We start from the raw sequence: 26,418 nt of genomic DNA, 5'->3' as shown, positions 1-26,418 counted from the left end.
CGCACGAACCTCAGCCCTCGCTGACGCCCAGCTTCTCGAGGATCAGCTCCTTGACGCGGGCCGCGTCCGCCTGGCCGCGGGTCGCCTTCATGACGGCGCCGACCAGGGCGCCGGCCGCGGCCACCTTGCCGCCGCGGATCTTGTCTGCGACGCCCGGGTTGCCGGCGATGGCCTCGTCGACAGCGGCGGTCAGGGCGCCCTCGTCGGAGACGACCTTCAGGCCCCGCTTGTCGACGACCTCGTCCGGGGTGCCCTCGCCCGCGAGGACGCCCTCGATGACCTGGCGGGCCAGCTTGTCGTTCAGATCACCCTTCGCGACCAGCTCGGTGACCCGGGCCACCTGCGCCGGGGTGATGGCGAGTTCGTCGAGGGGGACCCCCGACTCGTTGGCGCTGCGCGCCAGTTCGCCCATCCACCACTTGCGCGCGGAGGCCGCGTCGGCGCCGGCGTCGATCGTGGCGACGATCGGGTCCAGCGCACCGGCGTTGAGGATCGCCTGCATGTCGGTGGCGGAGATGCCCCACTCGGCGAGCAGGCGGTTGCGGCGGGCTAGCGGCAACTCCGGCAGCCCCGCCCGGATCTCCTCGACCCACTCACGGGACGGGGCGACCGGCACCAGGTCCGGCTCCGGGAAGTACCGGTAGTCCTCGGCCTCCTCCTTCACGCGGCCCGAGGTCGTGGACCCCGTGTCCTCGTGGAAGTGCCGGGTCTCCTGCACGATCGTGCCGCCGGAGGACAGCACGGCCGCGTGCCGCTGGATCTCGAAGCGGGCCGCACGCTCCACGGAGCGCAGCGAGTTGACGTTCTTCGTCTCGGAGCGCGTGCCGAACTTCTCGCTGCCCTTGGGCATCAGCGAAAGGTTCACGTCGCAGCGCATCTGGCCCATCTCCATGCGGGCCTCCGACACACCGAGCGCCCTGATGAGCTCGCGCAGCTCACGTACGTACGCCCGGGCGACCTCGGGAGCGCGCTCGCCGGCGCCGACGATCGGCTTGGTGACGATCTCGATCAGCGGGATGCCGGCCCGGTTGTAGTCCAGCAGCGAGTGCGAGGCGCCGTGGATACGGCCCGTCGCGCCGCCCACGTGGGTGGACTTGCCGGTGTCCTCCTCCATGTGGGCGCGCTCGATCTCGACGCGGAAGGTCTCGCCGTCCTCCAGCTGTACGTCGAGGTAGCCGTTGAAGGCGATCGGCTCGTCGTACTGGGAGGTCTGGAAGTTCTTCGGCATGTCCGGATAGAAGTAGTTCTTCCGGGCGAAGCGGCACCACTCGGCGATCTCGCAGTTCAGCGCGAGACCGATCTTGATCGCGGACTCGACTCCGGTCGCGTTGACGACCGGGAGCGAGCCGGGCAGGCCGAGGCAGGTCGGGCAGGTCTGCGAGTTGGGCTCGGCGCCCAGCTCGGTCGAACAGCCGCAGAACATCTTTGTCTTGGTGCCGAGTTCGACATGGACCTCGAGGCCCATGACGGGGTCGTACGACGCCAGCGCGTCCTCGTACGACACCAGGTCGGTCGTGGTGGTCACGGTGAACTTCCCTCTCAGCCCAGCAGGACGTCGTCGTCGCCCAGCCGCTTCAGCTCGCGGTACAGGACGGCGAGGCCGGTGACGATGCCGACGGCGGCCACGGTCGCGTCGATCAGCCGCAGCGTGTCCTGCTCGGACCGCGCCTTCCTGATCCGCTTGGCGACACCGAGCGCGCCGAAGGCGGTGGTGGCGATGGACACGTACAGACCGGACTTGGACTTCTTGAAGTCCTGCGCCTTGGTCAGCGTCTTGCCTGTCTTGGTCACAGCGACGGAGCCTCCTCGAGCAGCGGGTGCCCCCACTTTTCCACGAAGGCGGCCTCGACGGCGGCGCCGACCTTGTAAAGACGGTCGTCCTTCAGCGCCGGGGCGATGATCTGCAGACCGACCGGGAGGTTGTCCTCCGGGGCGAGCCCGCAGGGCAGCGACATGGCCGCGTTGCCCGCCAGGTTGGTCGGGATGGTGCACAGGTCGGCCAGGTACATCGCCATCGGGTCGTCGGCGCGCTCGCCGATCGCGAAGGCGGTGGTCGGCGTGGTCGGCGAGACGATCACGTCGACCTGCTCGAAGGCCTTCTCGAAGTCGCGCGTGATGAGCGTGCGGACCTTCTGGGCGGAGCCGTAGTAGGCGTCGTAGTAGCCGCTCGACAGGGCGTAGGTGCCCAGCATGATGCGGCGCTTGACCTCGGGGCCGAAGCCTGCCTCACGGGTGATCGACGTGACCTCCTCGGCCGAGTGGCTGCCGTCGTCGCCGGTCCGCAGGCCGTAGCGCAGGCCGTCGAAGCGGGCGAGGTTGGAGGAGCACTCGGAGGGGGCGATCAGGTAGTACGCCGACAGCGCGAGGTCGAAGGACGGGCAGTCCAGCTCGACGATCTCGGCGCCCAGCTCCTTCAGCAGCGCGACCGACTCGTCGAACCGCTGGATGACGCCGGCCTGGTAGCCCTCGCCGCGGAACTGCTTGACGACACCGACGCGCATGCCCTCGACGCTGCCGTTGCGGGCGGCCTCGACGACCGGCGGGACCGGGGCGTCGATGGAGGTGGAGTCCAGCGGGTCGTGCCCGGCGATGACCTCGTGCAGCAGGGCCGCGTCCAGGACCGTACGGGCGCAGGGGCCGCCCTGGTCGAGGGAGCTGGAGAACGCCACCATGCCGTAGCGGGACACCGCGCCGTACGTCGGCTTCACGCCGACCGTGCCGGTGACGGCGGCCGGCTGGCGGATGGAGCCGCCGGTGTCGGTGCCGATGGCGAGCGGCGCCTGGAAGGAGGCGAGGGCCGCGGAGGAGCCGCCGCCGGAGCCGCCGGGGATCCTGGTGAGGTCCCAGGGGTTGCCGGTCGGCCCGTACGCGCTGTTCTCCGTGGAGGACCCCATGGCGAACTCGTCCATGTTGGTCTTGCCGAGGATGACGACGTCGGCCGCCTTGAGACGCTTGGTGAGGGTGGCGTCGTACGGCGGGATCCAGCCCTCGAGGATCTTCGAGCCGACGGTCGTCGGGATGCCCTCGGTGGTGAAGATGTCCTTCAGCGCCAGCGGGACGCCGGCCAGCGGGCCGAGCTTCTCGCCCCGCTCGCGCTTGTCGTCCACGGCCCGGGCCTGGGCGAGGGCGCCCTCGCGGTCGACGTGCAGGAAGGCGTGCACCTTCTCGTCGACGGCCTCGATCCGGGCGAGGTGGGCCTCGGTGACCTCGACGGCCGTGAGCTCGCCGGAGGCGATCTTCGCGGCGGTCTCGGCAGCGGTCAGCTTGATGATGTGGTCCGTCATGTCGGTCAGTCCTCCCCCAGGATCTGCGGCACCTTGAAACGCTGCTGCTCCTGGGCCGGGGCGCCGGAGAGCGCCTGCTCGGGGGTGAGCGACGGACGGACCTCGTCCGCCCGCATGACGTTCGTCAGCGGGAGCGGGTGCGAGGTCGGCGGTACGTCTTGGTCGGAGACCTCGCTGACGCGGGCCACCGCGCCGATGATGTCGTCCAGCTGTCCCGCGAAGTGTTCGAGCTCTTCGGGCTTCAGCTCCAGACGCGCCAGCCGGGCGAGGTGGGCGACCTCCTCGCGCGTGATGCCAGGCATGCAGCGTTCCTCTGGGGTGAGTGTGTGTGGTTTGGGCCCAATCCTAGGGGGCGGGGGCCTTCCGCCGTTAAACGGTTTCCCGGCTCAGTGGCGGGCGTCCCAGGCCGGGCTGTGCAGGAAGTGGTTGTCATACAGGTCCTGGACCTCCAGCAGGCTCTCCGGGGTGAGCTCGCCCAGGCGGATGCGCTGCAGGTGGCGGAAGTACTCGAACCTCTCGACGCCCGGGGTGATGACGATGAGCAGGTCCGCCGGGGCGCCTGGGGCGGCGGCGAAGGCGTGCGGGCGGTCCGGCGGGACGATGATCAGGTCGCCGCGCTCGGCGGTGACGACGTCGTCGCCGGAGAGGACCTCGGCGGTGCCGTCGAGCAGGTAGAACATCTCGGCGGAGTTGTGGTGCGTGTGCGGGCGGGCGCCGTCGGCGCCCTCGGCGAGGGTGACGCGCACGGTGGACAGCGCGCCGCCGCTGGCACTGCTGTCGGCCAGCAGCCGTACGGCCACGGGGTCGCCCCCGACCACCTCGGCCTCGGCGTCACGGACCAGGACGGTCTCGTCGAACTTCGGTACGAACAGCGACATCTCTCGGTTCCCCCTGTCTCGTCTGCGGATGGTCTGTGGATCGTCTGCGGATGCCGTCAGACCGCGAAGAGCAGTCCGGCACTGATCAGGACAATGATCGCCGTGGCGAAGTGGACCCCGAACGCCACGGCCTTGGCGCCGCCGTTGCGCAGGACTATCAGGCAGTCGCCGAACGGGATGATCGCCACGCTCAGCATGAGCCAGGCCTCGGCGTGCGCGCCGGCGCCGGCCAGCACGGCGAGGCCGACCACGCCGAGGGTGCCGTCCCGCAGCCCCTTGATCGAGAGGTAGGCCCCGGCGTCGCCCGCGGGGTCGGCCGGGACGCCGTAACCGGCGGCGGCCGGGCCCGGCTGGAACAGGAACCGGTAGCCGAGGAACAGGCAGAACGCGTTGAGCAGGACGGCCAGGGTGTAGGCGGTGACGGTCATGTCTCTCTCCTTCGTCGTTTTGCTAGCAACGCTAGCGACAAGAGCGAAGCTAGCAGAGCATCGACAGATTGGCTAGCGCTGCTAGAATTCCTGGCATGTCGATTCAGACGCGCCGGGAGCGCGAACGAGCGGAACGCGAGCGGCTGATCGTCACGGCCGCCCGGGAACTGGCCGAGACGGAGGGCTGGGACGCGGTGACGACGCGTCGGCTGGCCGCCGAGATCGAGTACAGCCAGCCGGTCCTCTACAGCCACTTCAAGGGCAAGGACGCGATCATGGCGGCGGTCGCGGTGCAGGGCTGCGCGGACCTGGCGGTGGAGCTGCGCGCGGCGCGCAAGGCGGCGAAGGACCCGCGCGAGGCGCTGGCGGCGGTGGCCGAGGCGTACACCTCGTTCGGGCGGCGGCGCCCGGCTCTCTACGACGCGATGTTCACCCTCGCCGTGGACCTGCCGTTCGCCACCCCCGAGGCTCCGGAGCCACTGTGGGAGGCGTTCCGGGAACTGGCCGCGGTGGTCGAGCCGATCGCGGCCGAGGGCGAGGACACGGGCCTGCTGACGGAGACGTACTGGGCGGGACTGCACGGGCTGGTCACGCTGATGCGCAGCGGACGGCTGCCGGAGCCGGCCCATGAGCAGCGGCTGGCCCTGCTGATCGGACACTTCACGGCAGCGCTCTGAGGAAGGGCCCGACCGTCTCCGGGTGCGGCCGGACGGCCGGGAGGACTACTCGGCGGCCGGAAGAGCGGCCCGCGGCCGCTGCCAGCCCCGGGAGCCCCGGGCCCGCAGCCACGCCGTCGTCTCCTCCGGCGGCATCGCGGCCGCGACCAGCCAGCCCTGTACGGCGTCACAGCCGAGGTCGCGCAGCCGTTCCCAGGTCTCGTCGTCCTCGACGCCCTCGGCGACGACCAGCAGGCCCAGGGAATGGGCGAGGTCGACGGTGCAGCGGACGATCTCGGCGTCCTCGGGGTCGACGGCCAGCCGGGCCACGAAGGAGCGGTCGATCTTCAACTCGCTGACCGGCAGCCGCCGCAGATGCACCAGCGACGAATAGCCGGTGCCGAAGTCGTCCAGCGACATCTTCACGCCGTGCCCGGTGAGCGCGGCGAGGGTGTCGGCGGCGCGCTGCGGGTCCTCGAGGAGGACGTGCTCCGTTATCTCGAGTTGGAGCGCTCCCGCGGGAACTCCGTGCCGGGCCAGACGCGCGGCCACCGAGCCGGCGAACCCGGGTGTGTGGACGTCCCGCGGGGACACGTTGACGGCGACCGGCACGTGCAGGCCCTGCGCCCGCCATGCCGCCACCTGTCCGAGCGCCGTCTCCAGCACATACTCGGTGAGGTGGGGCATCAGCCCCGACGACTCGGCGATCGCTATGAACTCGTCCGGCGGCACCTTCCCGCGCTCGGGATGCACCCAGCGCACCAGCGCCTCGAGCCCGGCCACCTGCCCGTCGAAGCGGACCTTGGGCTGGTAGTGCAGCTGCACCTCGTGCGCGTCCAGCGCCCGGCGCAGATCACCGAGCAGCCCGAGCCGGTCCGGTGTGTTGGAGTCCCGTTTCGACTCGTAGACCTCGACGCCCGTCCGGTCCCGCTTCGCCTGGTACATCGCCACATCAGCCCGGCGCAACAGCCCCTCGGCGTCGAGGGCGTGGTCGGGGAAGACGGCGACGCCCGCACTGGCCTCCAGGACGAGGGTGAGGCCGTCGAGGTCGAGCGGGGAGCTGAGCGCGGACACCAGCCCGCGCGCCACCCGGGTCGCGGACGTGGTCGAGTCGGCGACCGGCAGTAAAACGGCGAACTCGTCGCCGCCCAGCCGCGCGGCCTCCGCCCCGCGCGGCAGGGCGACCCGCAGCCGGTCGGCTATCTGCAGCAGCAGCCGGTCCCCGGCGAGATGCCCGAGTGTGTCGTTGACGGACCGGAAACGGTCCAGGTCGATGAGCATCAGCGCGGACCGGGCGCCGATCCGCTCGGCGTCGTCCAGCGCGGTCCAGATGCGCTCCAGCAGCCACTGCCGGTTGGGCAGTCCGGTCAGCGGGTCGCGCAGCTGTTCCTCGGCCCGGGCCCGGGCTATCCACAGGGTGGAGTCGAGGGCGATCAGCGGGATGGCGAACAGCGGCAGCAGCACCGGCCGGGCGACGGCCACCACGCACACCAGCGGGGCGATGCCGAGCAACGCGACCGCGACCAGGCCCTGTCTGACCAGGGCGGTACGGGCGACGGTGGGCAGTCCGCGGTTCCGCGGGGCGTGCAGATACCAGAGCAGGGTCCGGGTGACCAGGAGATAGGCGGTGGCGACCAGCACCACCTCGGGGGCGGTGCAGACCGTCCATGTCGCGGGGTTCCACGGCTTCTCGACTGACGGGACACGGCCGAAGGCGCCGAGCACCAGGGCGCCCGCGCCGATGCCGAGGATGTCCACCGCGCCGTGCAGCACGCCCTGCCGCCAGCGGTTGCGCCGGGCTATGCCGACCAGCACGACGACGGTGAGGCTGACCATGCCGGCAGGCACCCAGCCGTACAGCAGCAGGACGGCGAGGGTGAGAGCGGCGCCGGAACCCGTCCCGCCCCACCAGCGGGAGCGGCCGAGCATCACCAGGTGACCGACGATGATGCCGGTCAGCACGGCCAGGGACCAGCCGACGGTGCCGGACGGGAAGAGGGCGTGGGTGCCGGTGAACGCCCAGGACAACCCGGCGCCGAGCACGAGGGCCGCCGCCGCGACGACGCCCACGGGCAGCGTGGGCCACGACGGGTGCCGTTCCTGGTCGGCGTCCGGGAGCGCGGGCTGATGCCCGGTGGTGAGCTGGGGCACACCACGCACCTGTGTGGCGGTGTACTGTCCGGTGACGCGCCCCTCCGCGCCCGGATGCCCGGGGGGCCGCCCGGCCCATCGACTCGGCCGCCAGGCGCCGGTGCCCCGGCGCTTGCGCAGCCGTGAGTCCGGGGCGGCGCTCTCGGTCGGTTCCATTCCCGTCCCTCTCACAGCCGGCGGTGCCCACGCCAGGCGGCCCGATGTCCGACATCCATCCACGGCGCCGCGTTGGAAAACCCTTCCCCTCCGCTCCCGAAAAGCCCTTCAGGAACAACGGGGATGCCCCAACCGCAGCTGGGCACGGCAGGCGCACATCTCAACAGTAGGCCGCAGAAGGCTTCCGCGGGCAGCGGTCGTGGACGGTTGCCCGAATGCGCCCCGGCCACCCGTATGCATCTGGTATGCGCCGATCGGGTGGCCTTCAACCGCTACTCCTCTGTGGGAAGCGCGACTTCGCCGGCGGCGTCCGGTCCCTGTTCCAGAAGGACGTCGAATCCCTCCTCGTTCAGGACGGGCACCTTGAGCTGCATCGCCTTGTCGTACTTGGAACCAGGATTGTCACCCACGACGACGAAGGACGTCTTCTTGGAGACGGAACCGGTCACCTTGGCTCCCCGGCTCTGCAGCGCCTCCTTCGCCCCGTCGCGGGTGAAGCGCTCGAGGGTGCCGGTGACCACCACGGTCATGCCCTCGAGCGGGCGCGGACCCTCGTCCTCGCCGCTGCTCTCCTCCTCCGTACGGACGCCCGCGGCCCGCCACTTGCGCAGGATCTGCTGGTGCCACTCCTCGGCGAACCACTCCTTGAGGGAGGCGGCGATGATCCCGCCGACGCCGTCGGTGTTCGCCAGCTCCTCCTCGGTGGCCTGCTCGATGCGCTCGATCGAGCGGAACTCACGGGCCAGCGCCTCGGCGGCCACCGGGCCGACGTGACGGATCGACAGGCCGGTCAGCACCCGGGCCAGCGGGCGCTCCTTGGCGGCGGCGATGTTCTCCAGCATGGAGACCGCGTTCTTCTTCGGCTCGCCCTGCTGGTTGGCGAAGACCGTGACGACCTTCTCCTCGCCCGTCTTCGGGTCCCGCTTGGGCAGGCCGCTGTCCTGGTCCAGGACGTACGCCTTGATGGGCAGCAACTGCTCGATGGTGAGGTCGAACAGGTCGCCCTCGTCCTTCAGCGGCGGCTCCTCGGGCTCCAGCGGCTTGGTGAGGGCAGCGGCGGCGACGTACCCGAAGTGCTCGATGTCCAGTGCCTTGCGGCCCGCGAGGTAGAACAGGCGCTCGCGCAACTGGGCCGGGCAGGTGCGGGCGTTGGGGCAGCGCAGGTCGACGTCGCCCTCCTTCATGGGCCTCAGCGCCGTGCCGCACTCGGGGCACTCGGACGGCATCACGAACTCCCGCTCGCTGCCGTCGCGCAGGTCGACGACCGGGCCGAGGATCTCCGGGATGACGTCACCGGCCTTGCGCAGCACCACGGTGTCGCCGATGAGGACGCCCTTGGCCTTGACGACGTCCTGGTTGTGCAGGGTCGCGAACTCGACCTCGGAACCGGCCACCGTCACCGGCTCGACCTGCGCGTACGGCGTGACCCGGCCGGTACGGCCCACACCGACGCGGATGTTGATGAGCTTGGTGTTGACCTCCTCCGGCGCGTACTTGTACGCGATCGCCCAGCGCGGCGCGCGGGAGGTCGAACCGAGCCGGCCCTGCAGCGGGATCTCGTCGAGCTTGACGACGACGCCGTCGATCTCGTGCGCCACGGAGTGGCGGTTCTCGCCGTAGTAGGAGATGAACTCCCGTACGCCGTCGAGGTCGTCGACCACCCGGTTGTGCGGGGAGGTGGGCAGGCCCCAGGTCTTGAGGAGGTCGTAGGCCTGGGAGAGCCGGGTGAGGCCCTGGAAGCCCTCCAGGATGCCGATGCCGTGGACGACCATGTGGAGGGGGCGGGTGGCGGTGACGCGCGGGTCCTTCTGGCGCAGCGAACCGGCCGCCGCGTTGCGCGGGTTGGCGAAGGGCTTGTCACCGGCCTCGACCAGGCGGGCGTTGAGCTCCTCGAACTTCTCCATCGGGAAGTAGACCTCGCCGCGGATCTCCACGACGTCGGGGACCTTGTCGCCCTTCAGCCGGTCCGGGATCTCCGTGATCGTGCGGACGTTGGGCGTGATGTCCTCGCCGGTGCGGCCGTCGCCGCGGGTCGCCGCGCGCACCAGGCGGCCGCGCTCGTAGGTGAGGTTGACCGCGAGGCCGTCGACCTTGAGCTCGCACAGGAAGTGGTAGTCCTGCTCGCCCAGCTCCCGGTGAATGCGGTCGGCCCAGGCGGCGAGCTCGTCGTCGTTGAAGGTGTTGTCCAGCGACAGCATCCGTGAGCGGTGCTCGACCGCCGTGAACTCCGTCTCGTACGAGCCGGCGACCTTCTGCGTCGGCGAGTCCGGTGTCCGCAGCTCCGGGTGCTCCTCCTCCAGCGCCTCCAGCGTCTTCAGGAGCTTGTCGAACTCCGCGTCGCTGACGACCGGAGCGTCCTTCACGTAGTACCGGAAGCGGTGCTCCTCGATCTGCTCAGCGAGCTTCGCGTGCTTCTCCCGCGCCTCGGCGGGCACCGTCGTCTCCGCTTGCTTGTCGCCGGCCACCGTGTTGTCCTCCCGTTACTCTGGGTTGTCCGCGAGGGATCTCGCCGCCCGGACGCAGTGGGCGAGAGCCCGGCGCGCGTAGTCCGGGGAGGCCCCCGCGAGTCCGCACGACGGCGTGATGCTGACCGCCTCCGCGAGAAGTCCCGGTTGCAGCCCCAGCCTGCGCCACAGCGTCCTGACACCCATGACGCTACCTGCCGGGTCTGACAATGCCGTGTCCGTGCCCGGCACGACACCGGCGAAGAGCCGGGTACCCCCTTCCACCGCCTCACCGATCGTGTCGTCGTCACGTTCGGTGAGGAGGGCGAAGTCGAACGAGACCGCCGCCACGCCCGCCCGGCGCAGCAGGGCGAACGGGACGTCCGGTGCGCAGGAGTGGACCACGGTCGGCCCGTCGCTGTGAACCCCGAGGACGTCGCGGAGTGCGGACTCGGCGATCTGCCGGTCCACGGCCCGGTGGGTGCGGTAGCCGCTGGCGCTCCTGACCTGGCCGCGCAGGACGGCGGTGAGGGACGGTTCGTCGAGTTGCAGGACGACCTGCGCGCCGGGCACCCGGCGCCTGACCTCCGCCAGGTGCAGCCGCAGGCCCTCGGCGAGGGAGCCGGCGAGGTCGCGGCAGGCGCCGGCGTCGGAGAGGGCGGACTCCCCGTTGCGCAGCTCCAGGGCGGCGGCGAGCGTCCAGGGCCCGACGGCCTGCACCTTCAGCGGGCCCTCGTAGCCCTGGGTGAACTCCTCCAGCGCGTCGAGGTCCTCGCCGAGCCAGGACCGTGCGCGCTTGGTGTCCCGGCCCGGCCGGTCCCCGATCCGCCAGCCGCTGGGCTCCACGCGCGCGTAGAGCTCGACCAGCATCCCGGCGGTGCGGCCGATCATGTCGGCGCCGGGTCCGCGCGCGGGCAGCTCGGCCAGGAAGGGGAAGTCCTCGAAGGTGCCGGTGACGGTCTTGGCGGCTTCACGGGCGTCGCCGCCGGGCATCGAACCGACGCCGGTGGCTGCGCCGAACTGGAACCCGGTCACCGTCCCGGCCTCACCGTCAGGTCGTTGACCTCGGCGTCCCGGGGCAGGTCGAGGGCCATCAGGATCGTCGTCGCGACCGACTCCGGGTCGATCCACTGCGCGGCGTCGTACTCCTTGCCCTCCTGCTGGTGGACCTTGGCCTGCATGGGGCTGGCCGTGCGGCCGGGGTAGACGGAGGTCACGCGGACGCCGTTGGCGTGTTCCTCGCCCCGCAGGGAGTCGGCGAGGGCCTTCAGGCCGTGCTTGGAGGCGGCGTAAGCGGACCAGTCGGGGCCGGCGTTGAGCCCCGCGCCCGAGTTGACGAAGAGGACGTGCCCGCGCGCGGCCCGCAGCTGCGGCAGGAAGTGGCGGGTCAGCTCGGCGGGGGCGATCAGGTTGACGTTGAGCTGGTGGCGCCAGGACTTGGGGGTGAGTTCGCCGACCGGGCCGAGGTCGACCACACCGGCGATGTGCAGCAGACAGTCCACGCGGTCCGGGAGCGACTGGTGGGAGAAGGCCCAGGACAGCTTGTCCGGGTCGGCCAGGTCGCCCACCAGCGTCTTCGCCCCGGGGAACGCTGCCGCCAGCTCCTTCGCGCGGCCCGCGTCGCGCGCGTGCAGGACGAGGTCGTCCCCGCGCGCGTGGAGGCGGCGGGCGACGGCCGCGCCGATGCCGGATCCCGCTCCGGTGATCACATGTGTAGCCATGCCCGCCATGCTCGCACCCGCCGGTGGCTACTCGACGCCCTGCCCCGCGGCGGTGGCCGCTGATGTCACAGCCTCGAGGTAGGCCAGCGCACCGACCGGTTCCTCGGCGAAGAACACCAGATCGGCCAGCGGACGCGGCAGGAAGCCCTCGTCCTCCATGCGCCGGAACTGCTCCTTGAGGCCGTCGTAGAAGCCCGCGGTGTTGAGCAGCACGACCGGCTTCTCGGTGTGGCCGTGCTTCTTCAACTCCAGGATCTCCGTGGCCTCGTCGAGCGTGCCGGTGCCGCCCACCATGATCACCACGGCGTCGGCCTTCTCCAGCAGGAGCTTCTTCCGCTCGGCGAGGTCCTTGGCGATCACCATCTCCTCGACGCCCGGGCGCACCTTGGCCGACAGGAAGTCCACCGAGACCCCGCACAGCCGTCCGCCCGCCTCCTGCACACCGTCGGCGACCACCTTCATCAGGCCGACGTCGGAACCGCCCCACACCAGGGTGTGCCCGCCCTCACCCAGCAGTTTCGCGAACTCGCGCGCGGGACGCGTGTAGCGGTCGTCGAGGTCGGCGGCGGAGAGGAAGACGCAGATTCGCATGGGGTCACCGTACGCGGGAAGAACCGGCGCCCCGCGAGCGCTCTTGTTTCCATGGCCGAAGGACACAAGATCACCATTGAGCAGGGCGAGAAGCACGTGCGCGTGGTGCACGGCGACCAGGTACTGGCGGAGAGCGACCAGGCCCTCGTGCTGCGCGAGACGGGCTGTCCGGTCCGGTACTACATCCCACCGGAGGACGTACGGCTCGACATGCTGCAGCCCTCCGACACGCACACCTACTGCCCGTTCAAGGGCACGGCGTCCTACTGGTCGCTGCCGGACGCGGCGGACCTCGTCTGGGCGTACCCGGACCCCAAGCCGGACGTGGCGCTGATCAAGGATCACCTCTGCTTCTACGAAGTCGAGGTGTCGTGAGCGATTAGTTCCGCGCCTTGGGGCAGTCTGCTGAGGCATGGACAAGAAGACCATTTCGCGCGACGGGACCCCCATCGCGTACCGACGCACCGGTGACGGCCCCGCGGTGATCCTGGTGAGCGGGGCGATGTCGACGGGGGCCACGGTGGCGCCGTTCGCGGTGCCCCTCGCGGACCGTTTCACCGTCGTCTCCTACGACCGCAGGGGCCGGGGCGGAAGCGGTGACACCCAGCCGTACGCGGTCGCCCGCGAGGTCGAGGACCTGGCCGCGCTGATCGAGGCGGTGGGCGGCGAGGCGTCGCTGTACGGCCACTCGTCGGGCGGCGCGCTGGTCCTGGAGGCGGCGGCGAGCGGGCTGCCGCTGCGTCAGATCGCCGTGTACGAGGTGCCGTACGCCGTCTACGAGGGCGGTGCGAAGGAGCGGGCCGAGTACACCGACCACCTCACCGAGGCGCTGGAGCACGGCCGGCGCGGGGACGCGGTCGAGCTGTTCCTGCGGCTGACGGGACTGGCCGAGGAGATGATCCAGGGTGCCCGCCAGTCCCCGATGTGGCCCGAGATGGAGGCGCTCGCGCCGAGCCTGGCGTACGACAACGCCGTGATGGGCGACGGGCTGGTGCCGCAGGACCGGCTGGCCTCGATCACGGTGCCCGTGCTGTCCCTCGGGGGTGGCGCGAGTCCCGCCTGGATGCGCGAGGCCGCCCGGGCGGTGGCCGAGGCGGCGCCCCGCGGGACGTACCGGACGCTGGAAGGGCAGACGCACATGGTGGATCCGCACGCCCTCGCGCCGGCGCTGGCGGAGTTCTTCTCGTCGGCCGGTTAGGCGACGGCCGTGGACGCGCGCGTGGTCGTCGCGATCGTCGCCGAGCCCACCACGCGCGTGCCGTCGTACAGGACGATCGCCTGGCCGGGGGCGACACCGCGGACCGGCTCGGTGAAGGTCACCTGCAGGGTGCCGTCGACGAGTTCGGCGCGGACCTCGGTCTCGCCGCCGTGGGCACGCAGCTGGGCGGTGTAGGTGCCGGGGCCGGAGGGTGCCGTGCCGCACCAGCGGGGCTTGATCGCGGTGAGGCCGCTGACGTCCAGGGAGGCGGCCGGGCCGACCGTCACCGTGTTGTTCACCGGGGAGATGTCGAGGACGTAGCGCGGCTTGCCGTCCGGTGCCGGGGTGCCGATGCGCAGGCCCTTGCGCTGGCCGATGGTGAAGCCGTACGCGCCCTCGTGCGTGCCCACCTTGGTGCCGGACTCGTCGACGATGTCGCCCTCCGCCCTGCCCAGACGGGAGGCGAGGAAGCCCTGGGTGTCGCCGTCGGCGATGAAGCAGATGTCGTGCGAGTCGGGCTTCTTGGCGACCGCGAGTCCCCGGCGCTCGGCCTCGGCGCGGATCTCGTCCTTGGTCGTGACGGTGTCGCCGAGCGGGAAGAGGGCGTGTGCGAGCTGCTTCTCGTCCAGCACGCCGAGGACGTACGACTGGTCCTTGGCCATGTCGGAGGCGCGGTGCAGCTCGCGGGAGCCGTCCGCGTTGACGATCACCTTGGCGTAGTGGCCGGTGCAGACGGCGTCGAAGCCGAGGGCGAGCGCCTTGTCGAGCAGGGCGGCGAACTTGATCTTCTCGTTGCAGCGCAGGCACGGGTTCGGGGTGCGGCCGGCCTCGTACTCGGCGACGAAGTCCTCGACGACGTCCTCGCGGAAGCGGTCGGCGAGGTCCCAGACGTAGAACGGGATGCCGATGACGTCGGCGGCGCGGCGGGCGTCACGCGAGTCCTCGATGGTGCAACACCCGCGCGCGCCCGTGCGGAAGGACTGCGGGTTCGCGGAGAGCGCGAGATGGACTCCGGTCACGTCATGGCCGGCCTCGGCGGCGCGGGCGGCGGCGACGGCGGAGTCCACCCCGCCGGACATGGCGGCGAGGACGCGGAGGGGGCGCTGCGGGGTGTCAGTCATAACCCTTCAAGAGTACGGGCCGTCGGGAACCGGAGCCCACGAGTATCCGTTGACGATCACAGGGGACGGGAAGGGCGATCACATGGGGGACGGGACGAGGGACGTTGACGCCGACCGGCGGCTGGGGCGCCGTGCGCTGATCGTCGGCGGGGCGGTGGCCGCCGTGGGCACGGCAGCGCTGGCCCGCGAGGAGCTGTCCCGTCTGTGGTGGCGGCTGCCAGGGGTGGAGCGGCCGCGGGTGGCGGGGGCGGTGGACTTCCGGGGCGCGCGGTGGATCGCGGCCTCCCCGGGGAACTATCGGCGGGCGGACCGGCCGGACGACTACGCGATCGACCGCGTGGTCGTCCATGTCACCCAGGGCGGCTACGCGAGCGCGGTCAAGGCCTTCGAGGACCCCGGACACCAGGCCGCGGCCCACTACATCGTCCGCGAGGACGGGCAGGTCACACAGATGATCCGCGAGCTGGACGTGGCCTTCCACGCGGGCAACCGGAAGTACAACGAACGCAGCGTCGGCATCGAGCACGAGGGCTTCGTGGAGCGGAGGTCGTCGTTCACGGACGCGATGTACGCCTCCTCGGCGCGACTGACCGCGGGGATATGCGGGCGGTACGGCATACCCGTCGACCGGGACCATGTCATCGGGCATGTGGAGGTGCCGGGGACGGACCACACGGACCCGGGGCCGTACTGGGACTGGGAGCGGTACATGGGGCTTGTCCGACGGGCCGGACAGGTCCGACCTCGGTGACGCAATCGTGACCCTGTGCGTAGCCCCGTTCTTCGTGTGTCCGTTGCGTCCCCCGCGGCGGAGGTGACCTGCGGCACGCCAACTTCGCTCTTCCGTAATGGAGTTGAGCGAGTACTCCCTTCACGGCGGCCGCACAGCGCACCCGGTCGGCTCCTAATCTCGGCCCAGTCCTCGCACAGAACTCACGTCGACCATCCCGGTCCATGGCTGACATCACCGAGCCCGATGGACGCACCAGCGACACGGGCAGCAGCAACAAGTCCAGGCACACCAAGACCGCCCGCACCTCCGGTGGCAAGGGAGTGCACCGGCGCAGGTTCCTCGGCGGCATGGCCGGGGTCGCACTCGGGGCGGTCGCGGGCGCCGGTGGCGCCTTCTCACTGCTGACCGAGGCGGGCAAGAACAAGGCGAGCGCCGCCACCAACACCGCCACCCTGACCGTCCCTGACCTCCTGGAGGGCACCACCTCCGGCAGCACGACCACCTTCACGCTGGAGGCGAAGACCGGCACCGCCGAGGTGGTGCCAGGGGTCACCAGCAGCACGATGGGCTACAACCAGTCCTTCCTCGGCCCCACCATGAAGTGGACCAGCGGCGACACGGTCCTGCTCGACATCACCAACAGCCTGGGCGAGGACACCACCGTCCACTTCCACGGCGCCCACGTCCCGGCCAAGATGGACGGCGGCCCGCAGGTCGCCTTCTCGGACGGCACCACCTGGTCCCCCACCTTCACCGTCAAGGACGAGGCCAAGACGCTCTGGTACCACCCGCACGCCCTGGGCACCACGGCGAAGCAGGCGGTGCACGGCCTGGCCGGCATGATCATCGTGGAGGACGACTCCACCGCGTCCTCCGACCTCCCCAGCACCTATGGCACCGACGACATCCCGCTGATCTTCCAGAGCCTGGCCGCGAGCAGCAGCGGCGACATCAAGTACAACCTCACCGGCTACCTCAGCAGCGGGCTGAGCTTCCCGCTGCTGCTGAACGGCACCAACGTCGACGACACCACGCTCACCTTCACGGCGACCAAGACCCGCACCCGGTTCCGCTGTCTGAACGCCTCCCCGTCGGACATCATCACCATCCAGCGCAGCGACGGCGGAACGCTCAACCAGATCGCCACCGACCAGGGTTATCTCACCGCGGCCACCGAGGTGACCAGCATCCGGCTGGTGGCGGGCGCCCGCGCGGAGTTCGTGCTGGACCTGTCGGACGCGGTCACGCTCCAGGCCGTCGTCACCACCGGTTGGGTGCGCGGCGGCAGCGGCACGTACGACGTGCTCGCGATCACCGCGTCGGGCACGGACACCCCGGACGACCTGCCGAGTTCGCTCAACACGATCACCCGGTACGACACCAGCGACTTCACCGCCCGGACCATCACGCTCGGCCAGAGCGGCACGACCATGACGATCAACGGGTCGGCGGGGACGAGCATGTCGTCCATGGCGATGATCAGCACCACGCTGGGCGCCAAGGAGATCTGGACGATCAAGAACAGCACCCAGCTGGAGCACTCGTTCCATCTCCACGACGTGCCCTACCAGTTGATCTCCATCAACGGCGAGGATCCGACCGGCGTGGACCTCGGCTGGTTCGACACCTACGAGGTGGTCGGCGGCGGATCCATCGAGATCGCCATGGAGTTCACGGACTTCACCGACGACACCTACATGTACATGCTCCACTGCCATCTGCTGCAGCACGAGGACGAGGGCATGATGGCGTCCCTGATGGTGACGGAGAGTTAGGGGAGAACCCCTCCGGCGAACTAGGTGAGCCCGGCGGCTCGAGCGCGCTCGACCGCCGGGCCGATCGCCTTGGCGACCGCCTCGACGTCGGCCTCCGTGGAGGTGTGGCCGAGGGAGAAGCGCAGGGTGCCGCGGGCCAGGTCCGGGTCGGTGCCGGTGGCGAGCAGGACATGGCTCGGCTGGGCGACGCCGGCGGTGCAGGCGGAGCCGGTGGAGCACTCGATGCCCTGGGCGTCCAGGAGCAGCAGCAGGGAGTCGCCCTCGCAGCCCGGGAAGGTGAAATGGGCGTTGGCGGGGAGCCGGTCGACCGGGTCGCCGCCGAGGATCGCGTCCGGGACGGCCGTACGGACCGCCTCGATCAGGCTGTCGCGCAGGGCGCCGATCTCGGTGGCGAACCACTCGCGCTGCTCGGCGGCGAGACGGCCGGCGACCGCGAAGGAGGCGATCGCGGGGACGTCCAGGGTGCCGGAGCGGACGTGCCGCTCCTGGCCGCCGCCGTGCAGGACCGGTACGGGGGTGTACTCGCGGCCGAGGACCAGGGCGCCGATGCCGTAGGGGCCGCCGATCTTGTGTCCGGACACGGTCATCGCGGCGAGGCCGGAGGCGCCGAAGTCGACGGGGACCTGGCCGAAGGCCTGGACGGCGTCGGCGTGCAGCGGGACGCCGAACTCCTTCGCGACATCGGCGAGTTCACGGACCGGGAGGACGGTGCCGATCTCGTTGTTGGCCCACATCACGGTGGCCAGGGCGACGTCGTCGGGGTTCTTGGCGAGGGCCTCGCGCAGGGCCTCGGGGTGGACGCGTCCATAGCCGTCGACCGGGAGGTACTCGACGGTGGCGCCCTCGTGTTCGCCGAGCCAGTGGACGGCGTCGAGGACGGCGTGGTGCTCGACGGGGCTGGCGAGAATCCGGGTGCGGCGGGCGTCGGCGTCGCGGCGGGACCAGTACAGGCCCTTCACCGCGAGGTTGTCGGCCTCGGTACCGCCGGAGGTGAGGACGACCTCGCTGGGGCGGGCGCCGAGCGCGTCCGCGAGCGTCTCGCGGGCTTCCTCGACGGTGCGCCTCGCGCGGCGGCCGGACGCGTGCAGGGAGGAGGCGTTGCCGGTGACGCTCAGGTGCGCGCTGAGTGCCTCGACTGCCTCCGGGAGCATCGGGGTGGTCGCGGCGTGGTCGAGGTATGCCATGGTGCGCACGATTCTACGGGGCCGCTGCGTGGCCGCTGCGCTGGGCTTGAGCCGCGTGCACCTTGCCCGAACTGCCGCTGGGGTCGGTCGGCGGCACCCGGCGTTGCAGGCCGTGCCCACCCTCCCCCACTCTCGGCTCCGCTCGAGCGGGGGGACCCCCATCGCCCTGCGGAACGACTGCCCACGGCGGTACGGCGGTACGGCGGACGGCGATGCCCCGTTCGCCTTCAGAAGCTCCAGGAGATCGTGCTGTCCGCCTGCATGAAGGCGACCAGGACGATGAGGTCCGCGACGCCCAGGCCCAGGCCCAGGAAGGCGCGGCCCCGGCGGGTGGTGCCGCGCCAGAGGGCGGCCGTGGCCAGGATGATCGCGATCGGGCCGAGGAAGACATTCAGGACGAGCAGGCCGACGAGGCCCAGGATGAAGGAGGCCACGGCCATGCCGTCGGCGTCGCGGCGGGTCGGGGCGGCGTCGGGGCGGTCGGTGGCGCGGGCGGTGAGTTGCATGACGGGTCAGCTCCCGGCAGTCGTGGCGGAGGTGGGTCAGTGGCTGGTGGTGGTGTGGCGGCGACGGCCGTGACGCTCGCGGAGCGCGAAGATGCCGAGCCAGGCGGCGATGACGGCGGCGGCGACGAGAGTGAAGGCGAACGGCGCGTGGGCCACGGTGCCAAGGACGGCGCCGAACAGCAGCAGGGCGGCGACGAGGAACAGCATGGGATGGAACCCCCTCCGAGACGCCTCGGGGGACGTCTCTCGTTACGTTTCGGTGAACAGTTGTAGTTACAGTTGTTCACTGACTCCAGAGTCTAGCGCGTCTCACGGCTTTCCAAATCCAGAGAACAGTTGTTAACTGGATGACATGAGTCACACCCTCGGCATCCGGCAGGCACAGAAGCAGAAGACCCGGCAGGCGCTCCTCGACGCGGCCCTCGGCCTGCTGGAGGAACAGAGCCTGAGCAGCCTGGGCCTGCGCGAGGTCACCCGCGCGGTCGGCGTCGCCCCGACCGCCTTCTACCGGCACTTCCGCTCCATCGCGGATCTCGGCGTGGCCCTGGTCGAGGAGGCGCTGGGCAGCCTGCACCCGATGATCAGGACGACGGTGGCCACCACCGACGACAGTGACCAACGGATCCAACGCGCCATCGAGTTGATCGCCGGTCATGTGAGCGAGTACCCCGCCCATGTCCGTTTCATCGCCCGCGAGCGACATGGCGGAGTTCAGTCGGTGCGCGAGGCGATACGGGAGCAACTCGCCCGGTTCGCCGAGGAGGTGCGGGCCGAACTGGCCAAGGACCCGGAGTCCGCGGGCTGGAGCGACGACGACCTGCTGATGCTGGCCCATCTCTACGTGGACCAGATGCTGATCACCGCCTCCCTGTTCCTGGAGGCGATGGAGGGCACCGAGGAGGACCGCGAGCACGTCGAGCAGGTCGCCACCCGGCAGATGCGGCTCATCAGCATCGGGCGCCATCACTGGCTGGATTGAGCCCCTGCGGACCGGACAACGCACAGGGGCGGCACACCCGTTCAGCGTGACGGGTCAGTTCTTGGTCGCCGCCGCCGTCGGCTGCCCGCTCGGGGCGCCGCTCGGCGCGGCACCGCCGTCGGGACCGCCCCGGCCGCCCCCGCAACCGCCCGCCCCGCCGCCACCCGGGCCACCCTGACCGCCGCCGGGCGCGCCGCTCGGCATTCCGGTGGGAGTGCCGGTCGGCCGGGCCGTCGCGTTGCCCGTCGGCGCGCCCGAGGGGGCACCGCCCGGCCGGCCCGAGGCGTTGCCCGTGGGCATGCCGGAGGGCGCCGAACACGCCTGCCGCTGACCGGAGTTGCCGGTGCCCGAGGACGACGAGGAGTCGCTCGAGCCGCAGGCCGCCAGGACCAGAGGCGAGAGCGCCAGCAGGGCCACCGCGGGGACGAGACGCACACGCTTCATGAGAAACAGCTCCAAGGAAGATGAGGGTGCCTTGAGACCGGCGCTCAACCAACGGCGCATTCGGCTTCCTTGGGGGCGGTCTGTCCCCGGCCTGTGACTCAGGTCAAGGGGATCTCAAGACACCGCGCCGACCCGCGACTTCACCGACCGGCCCGGACCGCTCGCTGGTACAGCTCCGTGACAGAGGCGGCCGCCGCCGCGACCTCCGCGCGTACCTCCGGCGGCTCGAGCACCTCCACGTGGTCGGCGAACTGGAGCAGTTGACGCGCCTCGGGCGCGACCCCGTACATCAGCCGTACGGTCACCCACTCCCCCTCCCCGTCGGTGTCCGGGAGTTCGGCGAGGTGGGAGGCGTTCAGACGCAGGAACATGTCCAGCCGGCTCCGCCGGACGCGCACCGTGACGCCGAGCCCGCCCGGCCGCTCCTCCACCTGACGGCGCAACACCTGCCAGACATCGGCGAGTTCGATGCCCGGACGGCGCTTCACGGGGTCCTCCAGGACCGCGGCCGAGCGCACCCGGTCGGCGCGGAAGAGCCGCGGCTTCGCACGGCGGTCGGCGACGAGGTACCAGACGCCCGCCTTGGAGACGAGCCCGTAGGGGTCGACGGTGTACGTCCGGGGCTCGCGCTCCCCGCTGTGCCGGTAGCGCAGCCGCAGCCGCCGGTCGGCGAAGACTGCGTCCTGAAGGACGTCGAGGTCGACGGGTCCCTGCGGGCCGCCCTTCCAGCGGGTGGCGTCGACCAGGATGCGGCGGGAGGTCACCTCGGCGGCCGGGCGGTGCGGCGCCGGGAGCGCGGCCATGACCTTGCGCAGCGCCGAGCCGAGGGCCGCATCCAACCCCAGCGCGGCGTGCGCGCCCTGGGCGGCCAGGATGAACAGCGCCCGCGACTCGTCGGCGGTCAGTCCCGTCACGTCCGTGCGGAACCCGGCGAGCAGCTCGATCCCGCCGTGCCGCCCGCGCTCGGCGTAGACCGGCACCCCGGCGGCCGACAGCGCCTCCACGTCCCGGTAGATGGTGCGCACCGACACCTCCAGCCGCTCGGCCAGTTCGTGCGCGGGGACGCGGCCGCGGGTCTGCAGGAGCAGCAGGATCGACAGCAGGCGGTCGGACTTCACACCACCAGAATCGCGCCGCGGGCGATCGCCCGCAAATGTTGACGGAAACTGTCAGGTTATGGGCGGAGTCTTCGAGCACCGGAAAGCATCGCAAGGACAGCACAGAGAGGCCGGCCATGAACGCCATCGACCCCCGCCCCGTCTACGCCCTCGCCACCGAGCAGGCGGCCGCGCTCATCGCGACCGTACGGGCGGACCAGCTCGACTCCCCCACCCCGTGCGCCGAGTTCGACGTCCGCACCCTGCTCGGCCACATCGTCGGCGGCACCCTGCGGATCGCGGTCGTCGGCGAGGGCGGCGACGGTCTCGCCGTCCGCCCCTTCGCGGAAGGCGTCGGCGACGACGAGTGGCCGGCCGCCTACGACGAGGTGCGCGTCCGGGTCCTGAAGGCCTGGGAGAGCGACGCCCGTCTTGAGGCGCCGGTCCGCGTGCCGTGGGGAGAGGTCCCGGGGCGCGCCGCCCTCTCCGGCTACGTCATGGAGCTGGTCACGCACACCTGGGATCTGTCGGAGTCCCTCGGCCGGCCGCATCAACTCGACCCGGAACCGGCCGAGTTCGCCCTCGCCGTCGCCCGTCGCGTCCTCCCCGACCCGGAGCGGGACGCCGACACGCCCTTCGCCTCGGTGGTGCCGGCGCCCGAAGGGGCCGACGCCCACGGGCGGTTGGCGGCCTGGCTCGGCCGTGAACCGCTCGTCCGAGCCTGATCCCGCCTATCCCAGCCTGACGCGCGCGAGTTGGCGGGACTGGGCGACCAGGCGGTCGGCGCTGTCCCAGACCTCGGCGTCCTCCTCCAGGAAGCCGCCGGCGAGGTTGCGGGTGGTGATGGCGACGCGGAGCGGGCCGGGCGCGGGGCGGCAGCGCACGTGGACGGTGAGCTCGACCGTGGGAACCCAGCCCTTCAGGCCCATTTCGAAGGCGGTGGGCGGCAGCGCGTCCACCGCGAGGAGGAGGGAGAGCGGGTCGGCGTCACGGCCGTCCGCCAGGCCGAACCAGGCGCGCATCTCGCCCTTGCCGGAGGGCGCGCCGACCGCCCAGCCGAGGGTGGCGGGGTCCAGCTTGATCATCAGACGGTCCGTGATGGCGGAGCTGCCGGTGATCGGGGCGGGGCCGTCGCTGGGGCCGAAGCACTCCTCGATCGGCGGGATCGCCGGCGGCCGGGCCGTCGTACGGACGTCGTCGGGGAGGGCGCCGAGGTCGCCGTAGGAGGCGAGGACGCGGATGCGTTCGACCTCGTTGCCCTCCTCGTCGTACTGGAGGAGGGAGGCCTGGCCGGTGGAGAGGGTGCGGCCGGTGCGGACCACGTCCGTGCGGACCACGGCCGGGCCCGGCTGGGAGGCGGTCAGGTAGTGGGCCGAGATCGTGAACGGGTCGGAGTGCGGCAGGGCGTCCGCGAGGGCGCGGCCCAGAACGGCCAGCAGATAGCCGCCGTTGACGGCGTTGATGATGGTCCAGCCAGCCGAGAGGTCGATGGCGTAGACGCCGTCGGCGCGCCGGGTGAGCGCGGTGTCGCGGTCGAACTCGCTGTCGCCGACGGTGGCCCGGGTGGCCTGTGCGGAAGCTGCTTCTGGCATGCCTGAACGGTACAACGAGAAACTACTAAGCGGTAGCTTGCAGCGTTACGGCTGGATGACGCGCACCCCGCCTCCCGGGTGAGGTTCCGGCAATTTCTTGGTAAGTGTCCGATCCTGTCCGAAACCCGGAACCCCTCGTCCTCCTCTATGGGGACATGAGCCTCACCGGGACTCCGTTCCTCTACACGCTGATCGTGCTGTTCGCGGTCGCCCTGATACTGCCTCTTGTCCTGTGGTCGCGGATGCGCGGGCCAAAAGCCCTGCGCGCCGCGGCCCGGATGCTAATGCTGCTGTTCGCGCAGGGGACGGCGGTCGCGCTGGTCTTCGTCCTCGTCAACAACGCCAACAGCCTGTACGACAACTGGGCCGACCTGCTCGGCACCGGCAACCATGTGCAGCAGGCCGCCAACCTCGGCGCCGACGGCACCGGCGGCATAGCGCTGAAACGGTTGCCCAAGGTGAAGCAGGACTTCACCGCCGCCAGCGGACCGGGTATGCGGGGCGTGCGCGAGACCCAGCTCAAGGGCCGCGTCTCCGGCGTGAACGCCGAGGTCTACGTCTGGACTCCGCCGCAGTACAACGAGGCGAAGTACAAGAACCACAAGTTCCCGGTCGTGGAGCTGCTGCCCGGCTACCCCGGCTCCGCGAAGGCCTGGTTCGGCTCGCTGCACGTGATCCGCGAGCTGGAGCCGCTGATGCGCAGCGGCCAGGTCGCCCCGTTCATCCTGGTGGCGCCGCGCACCAACCTGCTGGCGAGCATCGACACCGGCTGCGCGAACATCCCGGGCACGGTCAACGCGGACAGCTGGCTCAGCATCGACGTGCCGAAGATGGTCATGGACAACTTCCGCGCCGAGCCCGCGCCCCGGGGCTGGGCGACCGCCGGGTACTCGGCGGGCGGGCACTGCGCGGTGAAGCTGGCCGTGGCGCACCCCGACCGCTACATGGGGGCGATCAGCTTCTCCGGCTACAACGACCCGATCGGCGAACGCAACTCGCTCGCCTCGCAGAACCCCACGGTCCGGGCCGAGAACAACCCCTACCTGCTGCTGAAGAAGCGGCTCACCCCGCCCCGGATCGCGCTGTACATGTCCGGCCAGCCGCACGACGGCTACGAGGCCGCCGTCGGCATCGAACAGATCGCGAAGGCACCGACGACCGTGCACGTCGTCTTCATCCCGAAGAGCGCCGGCGGCCACAACATGGCGCTGTGGCGGCCGCAGGTCGTCCCGGCCTTCCGCTGGCTCTCACTGGAGATGGGCCAGCACAGGGCACACCTCGGGGGCACTACTCCTCGCGAACCGTCGACCGGCGGTTCCACGCACGCGGCGCTCGCCAGTGGAACCGCATCGCGAGCAGGCGTAGGACGAAAGCCGTGAGTGCGGCCAGTCCGCTGGTGAGGGGACCGAGGACGTCGTAGCGGATGCAGAGCACGACCATGGTGGCGCCGACGATCGCCGGGACCGCGTACAGGTCGCGGTCCCAGCGCAGCAGCGACGGCACCTCGTTGGCGAGTACGTCCCTGAGCACGCCGCCGCCGACGGCGGTGGCCAGGCCCAGGCAGGCGGACGCGGTGAGGCCCAGCCCGTACTCGTAGGCCTTGGTCGTGCCGGCCACGCAGAACAGGCCGAGGCCGGCCGCGTCGAAGACGTTCACCCCGACCTGGATGCGCTCCACCTGCGGGTGCAGGAAGAACACCAGCAGGGCGGCGAGCAGCGGGGTGACGAAGTAGCCGAGGTCGGTGAAGGCGGCGGGCGGCACCGCGCCGATGACCAGGTCCCTGAACAGCCCTCCGCCCAGCGCGGTGACCTCGGCGAGCACGGCGATGCCGAACACGTCGAAGTTCTTGCGGACGGCCAACAGCGCGCCGGAGATGGCGAACACGAAGATGCCGACGAGGTCGAGCGTGTGCTGGACGGAGGGGCTGAACAGTTGCTGGAGCACCCCACATTCTTACCCGGGGTGTTTACAGAGCCGGTTTGCCCGTGGTGAAGAGCCACTTCTGGAACAGGTCGCTCAGCTTCTGCCCGGAGACCTTCTCGGCGAGCGCGATGAACTGGGCGGTGTTGGCGTTGCCGTACCGGTGGAGCCTGGTCCAGGTCGGCAGCAGCCGGAAGAACGCCGTGTCGCCGATGCGCTCGCGCAGCGCCTGGAGGGTCATCGCGCCGCGCTGGTAGACCGCGGAGGCGAACATGGTGTCGCGCTGCGGGTCGGCGACGACGGTCTGCCAGAAGGCGCTGTCCGCCGGGCGGGAGTTGTAGGCGGCCAGGAACGAGTCGTGGGCGCTGCGGGTGCCCTGGTGCTCGGCCCACAGCCACTGGGCGTATGTGGCAAAGCCCTCGTTGAGCCAGATGTCCTTCCAGCGCTCCACCGACACCGAGTCGCCGAACCACTGGTGGGCCAGCTCGTGCACGATCGTGGTCTCGTTGCGCACGGCCGAGTAGGCCGGCTTGCTCTGCACCTCCAGCGAGAACCCGGCCTGGGGCATGTCGTCGACGATCGCGCCGGTCTCCTCGAAGGGATAGGGCCCGAAGACCTGCGACCAGTAGTCGGTGGCGGCGGCCGTCACGGCGTACACGTCGACGCTGTTGCTGCCCGCGAGCACCGGGTCGATGGCGACGTAGATCGGGATGCCGGAGGGGGTCCGGCCGGTCTTCACGTCGAACTTCCCGATCGTGGCGGTCGCGAGGTAGGTCGCCATCGGCCTGCTCTCGCGCCAGTGGGCGTACGTCGAGCCGTCCTTGTCGTACGTCGAGACCAGCCGGCCGTTGGAGACGCCGGTCAGGCCCTTGGGGGCCTTGATGCGGATGTCGTAGGTGGCCTTGTCGGAGGGGTGGTCGCTGGACGGGAACCAGGTGGAGGCGGCGTTGGGCTCGCAGGCGACGAAGACGCCGTCGGGGGTCTTCATCCAGCCGTAGTCGGAGCCGAACACGATGGGCCCGTTGAGGGGTTCGGGTACGCCACCGTAGGTGACGGTGACCTTGAAGGTGTGTCCCTTGGGGAGAACTCCCTTGGGCGTGACGCGCAGTTCGTCGCCGTCGCGGGTGAACGCGGCGCGTCTGCCGTTCACTTCGACCCGGGTGACCTCCAGTTTCTGCAGATCGAGATCGAAGGACGAGAGGGTCTGGGTCGCGCGGGCGGTGAGGGTCGTACGGCCGTCGAGGCGGTCGGTGTCCGGGTTGTACGCCACGTCGAGGTCGTAGTGCCGGGCGTCGAAGCCGCCGTTGCCGAGGTTCGGGAAGTAGGTGTCGCCGATGCCGGGGGCGCCCGGGGTGGGGGCGGGAGAGGCGGCGATGACAAGGAAAGAGGCCGCCGCTGTCGCGAGGGCCCCTAAACGTGCCGAACGGGAGAAGGCCATGGGTCGTCCCTTCGGTGCGTGGTCCGATTCAGCCGGATACGCCGACCCTGCCTTTCCCCATTCGGTCATGTACACGACTTTGCCAACTCGTCATGCGCTACTCGCCCGTTGACTCCTGTTCC

General features: G+C 70.9%; 28 protein-coding genes. 8 read left to right on the top strand and 20 right to left on the bottom strand.

Translation table 11 applies throughout. The features are described from left to right. Positions 1-10: 10 nt before the first annotated feature. The 6 genes from gatB to ABZZ74_RS28520 form a co-directional block, all read right to left on the bottom strand. Positions 11-1,525: an Asp-tRNA(Asn)/Glu-tRNA(Gln) amidotransferase subunit GatB gene (gene gatB / locus ABZZ74_RS28545; RefSeq protein ID WP_356769666.1), complete on the bottom strand. Its 1,515-nt coding sequence runs from the start codon at positions 1,523-1,525 to the stop codon at positions 11-13. Between the two features lie 14 nt (positions 1,526-1,539). Further along, positions 1,540-1,791, bottom strand: coding sequence for a hypothetical protein (locus ABZZ74_RS28540; protein WP_308286538.1), 252 nt, complete (start codon positions 1,789-1,791; stop codon positions 1,540-1,542). Beyond that, on the bottom strand, positions 1,788-3,293 hold the full coding sequence (gatA, locus tag ABZZ74_RS28535) for an Asp-tRNA(Asn)/Glu-tRNA(Gln) amidotransferase subunit GatA (RefSeq protein WP_356769754.1): 1,506 nt from the start codon (positions 3,291-3,293) through the stop codon (positions 1,788-1,790). The genes ABZZ74_RS28540 and gatA overlap by 4 nt, the downstream gene beginning before the upstream one ends. Beyond that, on the bottom strand, positions 3,290-3,586 hold the full coding sequence (gene gatC, locus ABZZ74_RS28530; RefSeq protein ID WP_356769663.1) for an Asp-tRNA(Asn)/Glu-tRNA(Gln) amidotransferase subunit GatC: 297 nt from the start codon (positions 3,584-3,586) through the stop codon (positions 3,290-3,292). The genes gatA and gatC overlap by 4 nt, the downstream gene beginning before the upstream one ends. An 84-nt stretch (positions 3,587-3,670) precedes the next feature. Continuing rightward, positions 3,671-4,162: a cupin domain-containing protein gene (locus ABZZ74_RS28525; protein ID WP_356769661.1), complete on the bottom strand. Its 492-nt coding sequence runs from the start codon at positions 4,160-4,162 to the stop codon at positions 3,671-3,673. A gap of 56 nt (positions 4,163-4,218) precedes the next feature. Then, positions 4,219-4,590, bottom strand: a complete 372-nt coding sequence (locus ABZZ74_RS28520) for a DUF4267 domain-containing protein (RefSeq protein WP_356769659.1) — start codon at positions 4,588-4,590, stop codon at positions 4,219-4,221. A gap of 95 nt (positions 4,591-4,685) precedes the next feature. On the opposite strand from ABZZ74_RS28520, the gene ABZZ74_RS28515 reads away from it, so the two are divergent. After that, positions 4,686-5,267 (top strand): TetR/AcrR family transcriptional regulator, encoded by a 582-nt coding sequence (locus tag ABZZ74_RS28515; protein ID WP_356769657.1) that lies wholly within the window; start codon positions 4,686-4,688, stop codon positions 5,265-5,267. Between the two features lie 45 nt (positions 5,268-5,312). Here the strand turns inward: ABZZ74_RS28515 and ABZZ74_RS28510 are convergent, their stop codons facing one another. From ABZZ74_RS28510 to ABZZ74_RS28490, 5 genes are all read right to left on the bottom strand, one after another. Beyond that, positions 5,313-7,553, bottom strand: a complete 2,241-nt coding sequence (locus ABZZ74_RS28510; RefSeq protein WP_356769655.1) for a bifunctional diguanylate cyclase/phosphodiesterase — start codon at positions 7,551-7,553, stop codon at positions 5,313-5,315. 272 nt (positions 7,554-7,825) lie between these two features. Beyond that, a complete protein-coding gene (ligA, locus tag ABZZ74_RS28505) occupies positions 7,826-10,018 on the bottom strand; it encodes an NAD-dependent DNA ligase LigA (RefSeq protein WP_356769653.1) in 2,193 nt (730 codons plus the stop codon). 15 nt (positions 10,019-10,033) lie between these two features. Beyond that, positions 10,034-11,032: a methionine synthase gene (locus ABZZ74_RS28500; RefSeq protein ID WP_356769651.1), complete on the bottom strand. Its 999-nt coding sequence runs from the start codon at positions 11,030-11,032 to the stop codon at positions 10,034-10,036. After that, positions 11,029-11,727, bottom strand: a complete 699-nt coding sequence (locus ABZZ74_RS28495) for an SDR family oxidoreductase (RefSeq protein WP_356769649.1) — start codon at positions 11,725-11,727, stop codon at positions 11,029-11,031. Before ABZZ74_RS28495 ends, ABZZ74_RS28500 begins: the two co-directional genes overlap by 4 nt. 18 nt (positions 11,728-11,745) lie before the next feature. Next, the gene (locus ABZZ74_RS28490) at positions 11,746-12,309 is read right to left on the bottom strand and encodes a TIGR00730 family Rossman fold protein (RefSeq protein ID WP_356769647.1); all 564 of its coding nucleotides are present in this window, start codon (positions 12,307-12,309) and stop codon (positions 11,746-11,748) included. A gap of 51 nt (positions 12,310-12,360) precedes the next feature. Between ABZZ74_RS28490 and ABZZ74_RS28485 the strand changes: the two genes are divergently transcribed. Both ABZZ74_RS28485 and ABZZ74_RS28480 read left to right on the top strand, forming a co-directional pair. Next, on the top strand, positions 12,361-12,684 hold the full coding sequence (locus ABZZ74_RS28485) for a DUF427 domain-containing protein (protein WP_356769645.1): 324 nt from the start codon (positions 12,361-12,363) through the stop codon (positions 12,682-12,684). Between the two features lie 37 nt (positions 12,685-12,721). Further along, the gene (locus tag ABZZ74_RS28480) at positions 12,722-13,507 is read left to right on the top strand and encodes an alpha/beta hydrolase (RefSeq protein WP_356769643.1); all 786 of its coding nucleotides are present in this window, start codon (positions 12,722-12,724) and stop codon (positions 13,505-13,507) included. Here the strand turns inward: ABZZ74_RS28480 and mnmA are convergent. Further along, on the bottom strand, positions 13,504-14,628 hold the full coding sequence (gene mnmA / locus ABZZ74_RS28475; protein ID WP_356769641.1) for a tRNA 2-thiouridine(34) synthase MnmA: 1,125 nt from the start codon (positions 14,626-14,628) through the stop codon (positions 13,504-13,506). The two genes, ABZZ74_RS28480 and mnmA, sit on opposite strands and share 4 nt — an antisense overlap. Before the next feature lie 82 nt (positions 14,629-14,710). Between mnmA and ABZZ74_RS28470 the strand changes: the two genes are divergently transcribed. After that, complete coding sequence (locus ABZZ74_RS28470) at positions 14,711-15,379, top strand: N-acetylmuramoyl-L-alanine amidase (RefSeq protein ID WP_356769639.1); 669 nt, start codon at positions 14,711-14,713, stop codon at positions 15,377-15,379. A gap of 203 nt (positions 15,380-15,582) precedes the next feature. After that, the gene (locus ABZZ74_RS28465; RefSeq protein ID WP_356769637.1) at positions 15,583-17,136 is read left to right on the top strand and encodes a multicopper oxidase domain-containing protein; all 1,554 of its coding nucleotides are present in this window, start codon (positions 15,583-15,585) and stop codon (positions 17,134-17,136) included. Positions 17,137-17,156: 20 nt separating this feature from the next. Here the strand turns inward: ABZZ74_RS28465 and ABZZ74_RS28460 are convergent, their stop codons facing one another. The 3 genes from ABZZ74_RS28460 to ABZZ74_RS28450 form a co-directional block, all read right to left on the bottom strand. After that, on the bottom strand, positions 17,157-18,320 hold the full coding sequence (locus ABZZ74_RS28460) for a cysteine desulfurase family protein (protein ID WP_356769635.1): 1,164 nt from the start codon (positions 18,318-18,320) through the stop codon (positions 17,157-17,159). 227 nt (positions 18,321-18,547) lie between these two features. Further along, a complete protein-coding gene (locus ABZZ74_RS28455) occupies positions 18,548-18,826 on the bottom strand; it encodes a DUF4190 domain-containing protein (RefSeq protein ID WP_356769633.1) in 279 nt (92 codons plus the stop codon). A 36-nt stretch (positions 18,827-18,862) separates the two neighbouring features. After that, on the bottom strand, positions 18,863-19,033 hold the full coding sequence (locus tag ABZZ74_RS28450; protein ID WP_165954994.1) for a hypothetical protein: 171 nt from the start codon (positions 19,031-19,033) through the stop codon (positions 18,863-18,865). A gap of 145 nt (positions 19,034-19,178) precedes the next feature. Between ABZZ74_RS28450 and ABZZ74_RS28445 the strand changes: the two genes are divergently transcribed. Then, positions 19,179-19,805: a TetR family transcriptional regulator gene (locus ABZZ74_RS28445; protein ID WP_356769630.1), complete on the top strand. Its 627-nt coding sequence runs from the start codon at positions 19,179-19,181 to the stop codon at positions 19,803-19,805. 54 nt (positions 19,806-19,859) lie between these two features. On the opposite strand, the gene ABZZ74_RS28440 is transcribed toward ABZZ74_RS28445, so the two are convergent. Both ABZZ74_RS28440 and ABZZ74_RS28435 read right to left on the bottom strand, forming a co-directional pair. After that, complete coding sequence (locus tag ABZZ74_RS28440) at positions 19,860-20,249, bottom strand: hypothetical protein (RefSeq protein WP_356769628.1); 390 nt, start codon at positions 20,247-20,249, stop codon at positions 19,860-19,862. Between the two features lie 140 nt (positions 20,250-20,389). After that, complete coding sequence (locus ABZZ74_RS28435; protein ID WP_356769626.1) at positions 20,390-21,367, bottom strand: YafY family protein; 978 nt, start codon at positions 21,365-21,367, stop codon at positions 20,390-20,392. Positions 21,368-21,483: 116 nt separating this feature from the next. Here ABZZ74_RS28435 and ABZZ74_RS28430 point away from each other — a divergent pair, with 116 nt between their 5' ends. Then, positions 21,484-22,071, top strand: coding sequence for a TIGR03086 family metal-binding protein (locus ABZZ74_RS28430; protein ID WP_356769624.1), 588 nt, complete (start codon positions 21,484-21,486; stop codon positions 22,069-22,071). Between the two features lie 6 nt (positions 22,072-22,077). On the opposite strand, the gene ABZZ74_RS28425 is transcribed toward ABZZ74_RS28430, so the two are convergent. Beyond that, positions 22,078-22,938 (bottom strand): thioesterase family protein, encoded by an 861-nt coding sequence (locus ABZZ74_RS28425; protein ID WP_356769622.1) that lies wholly within the window; start codon positions 22,936-22,938, stop codon positions 22,078-22,080. Positions 22,939-23,093: 155 nt separating this feature from the next. Here ABZZ74_RS28425 and ABZZ74_RS28420 point away from each other — a divergent pair, with 155 nt between their 5' ends. Further along, positions 23,094-24,317 (top strand): alpha/beta hydrolase-fold protein, encoded by a 1,224-nt coding sequence (locus ABZZ74_RS28420; RefSeq protein WP_356769620.1) that lies wholly within the window; start codon positions 23,094-23,096, stop codon positions 24,315-24,317. Here the strand turns inward: ABZZ74_RS28420 and ABZZ74_RS28415 are convergent. Further along, positions 24,226-24,882, bottom strand: coding sequence for a trimeric intracellular cation channel family protein (locus ABZZ74_RS28415; RefSeq protein WP_356769618.1), 657 nt, complete (start codon positions 24,880-24,882; stop codon positions 24,226-24,228). The two genes, ABZZ74_RS28420 and ABZZ74_RS28415, sit on opposite strands and share 92 nt — an antisense overlap. Before the next feature lie 22 nt (positions 24,883-24,904). Beyond that, positions 24,905-26,296 (bottom strand): M1 family metallopeptidase, encoded by a 1,392-nt coding sequence (locus ABZZ74_RS28410; RefSeq protein WP_356769616.1) that lies wholly within the window; start codon positions 26,294-26,296, stop codon positions 24,905-24,907. Positions 26,297-26,418: the final 122 nt, after the last annotated feature.

Source organism: Streptomyces sp. NPDC006476 (assembly GCF_040612015.1).
GTDB lineage: Bacteria > Actinomycetota > Actinomycetes > Streptomycetales > Streptomycetaceae > Streptomyces > Streptomyces griseorubiginosus_B.
This window is presented reverse-complemented; position numbering and strand designations above follow the sequence as displayed.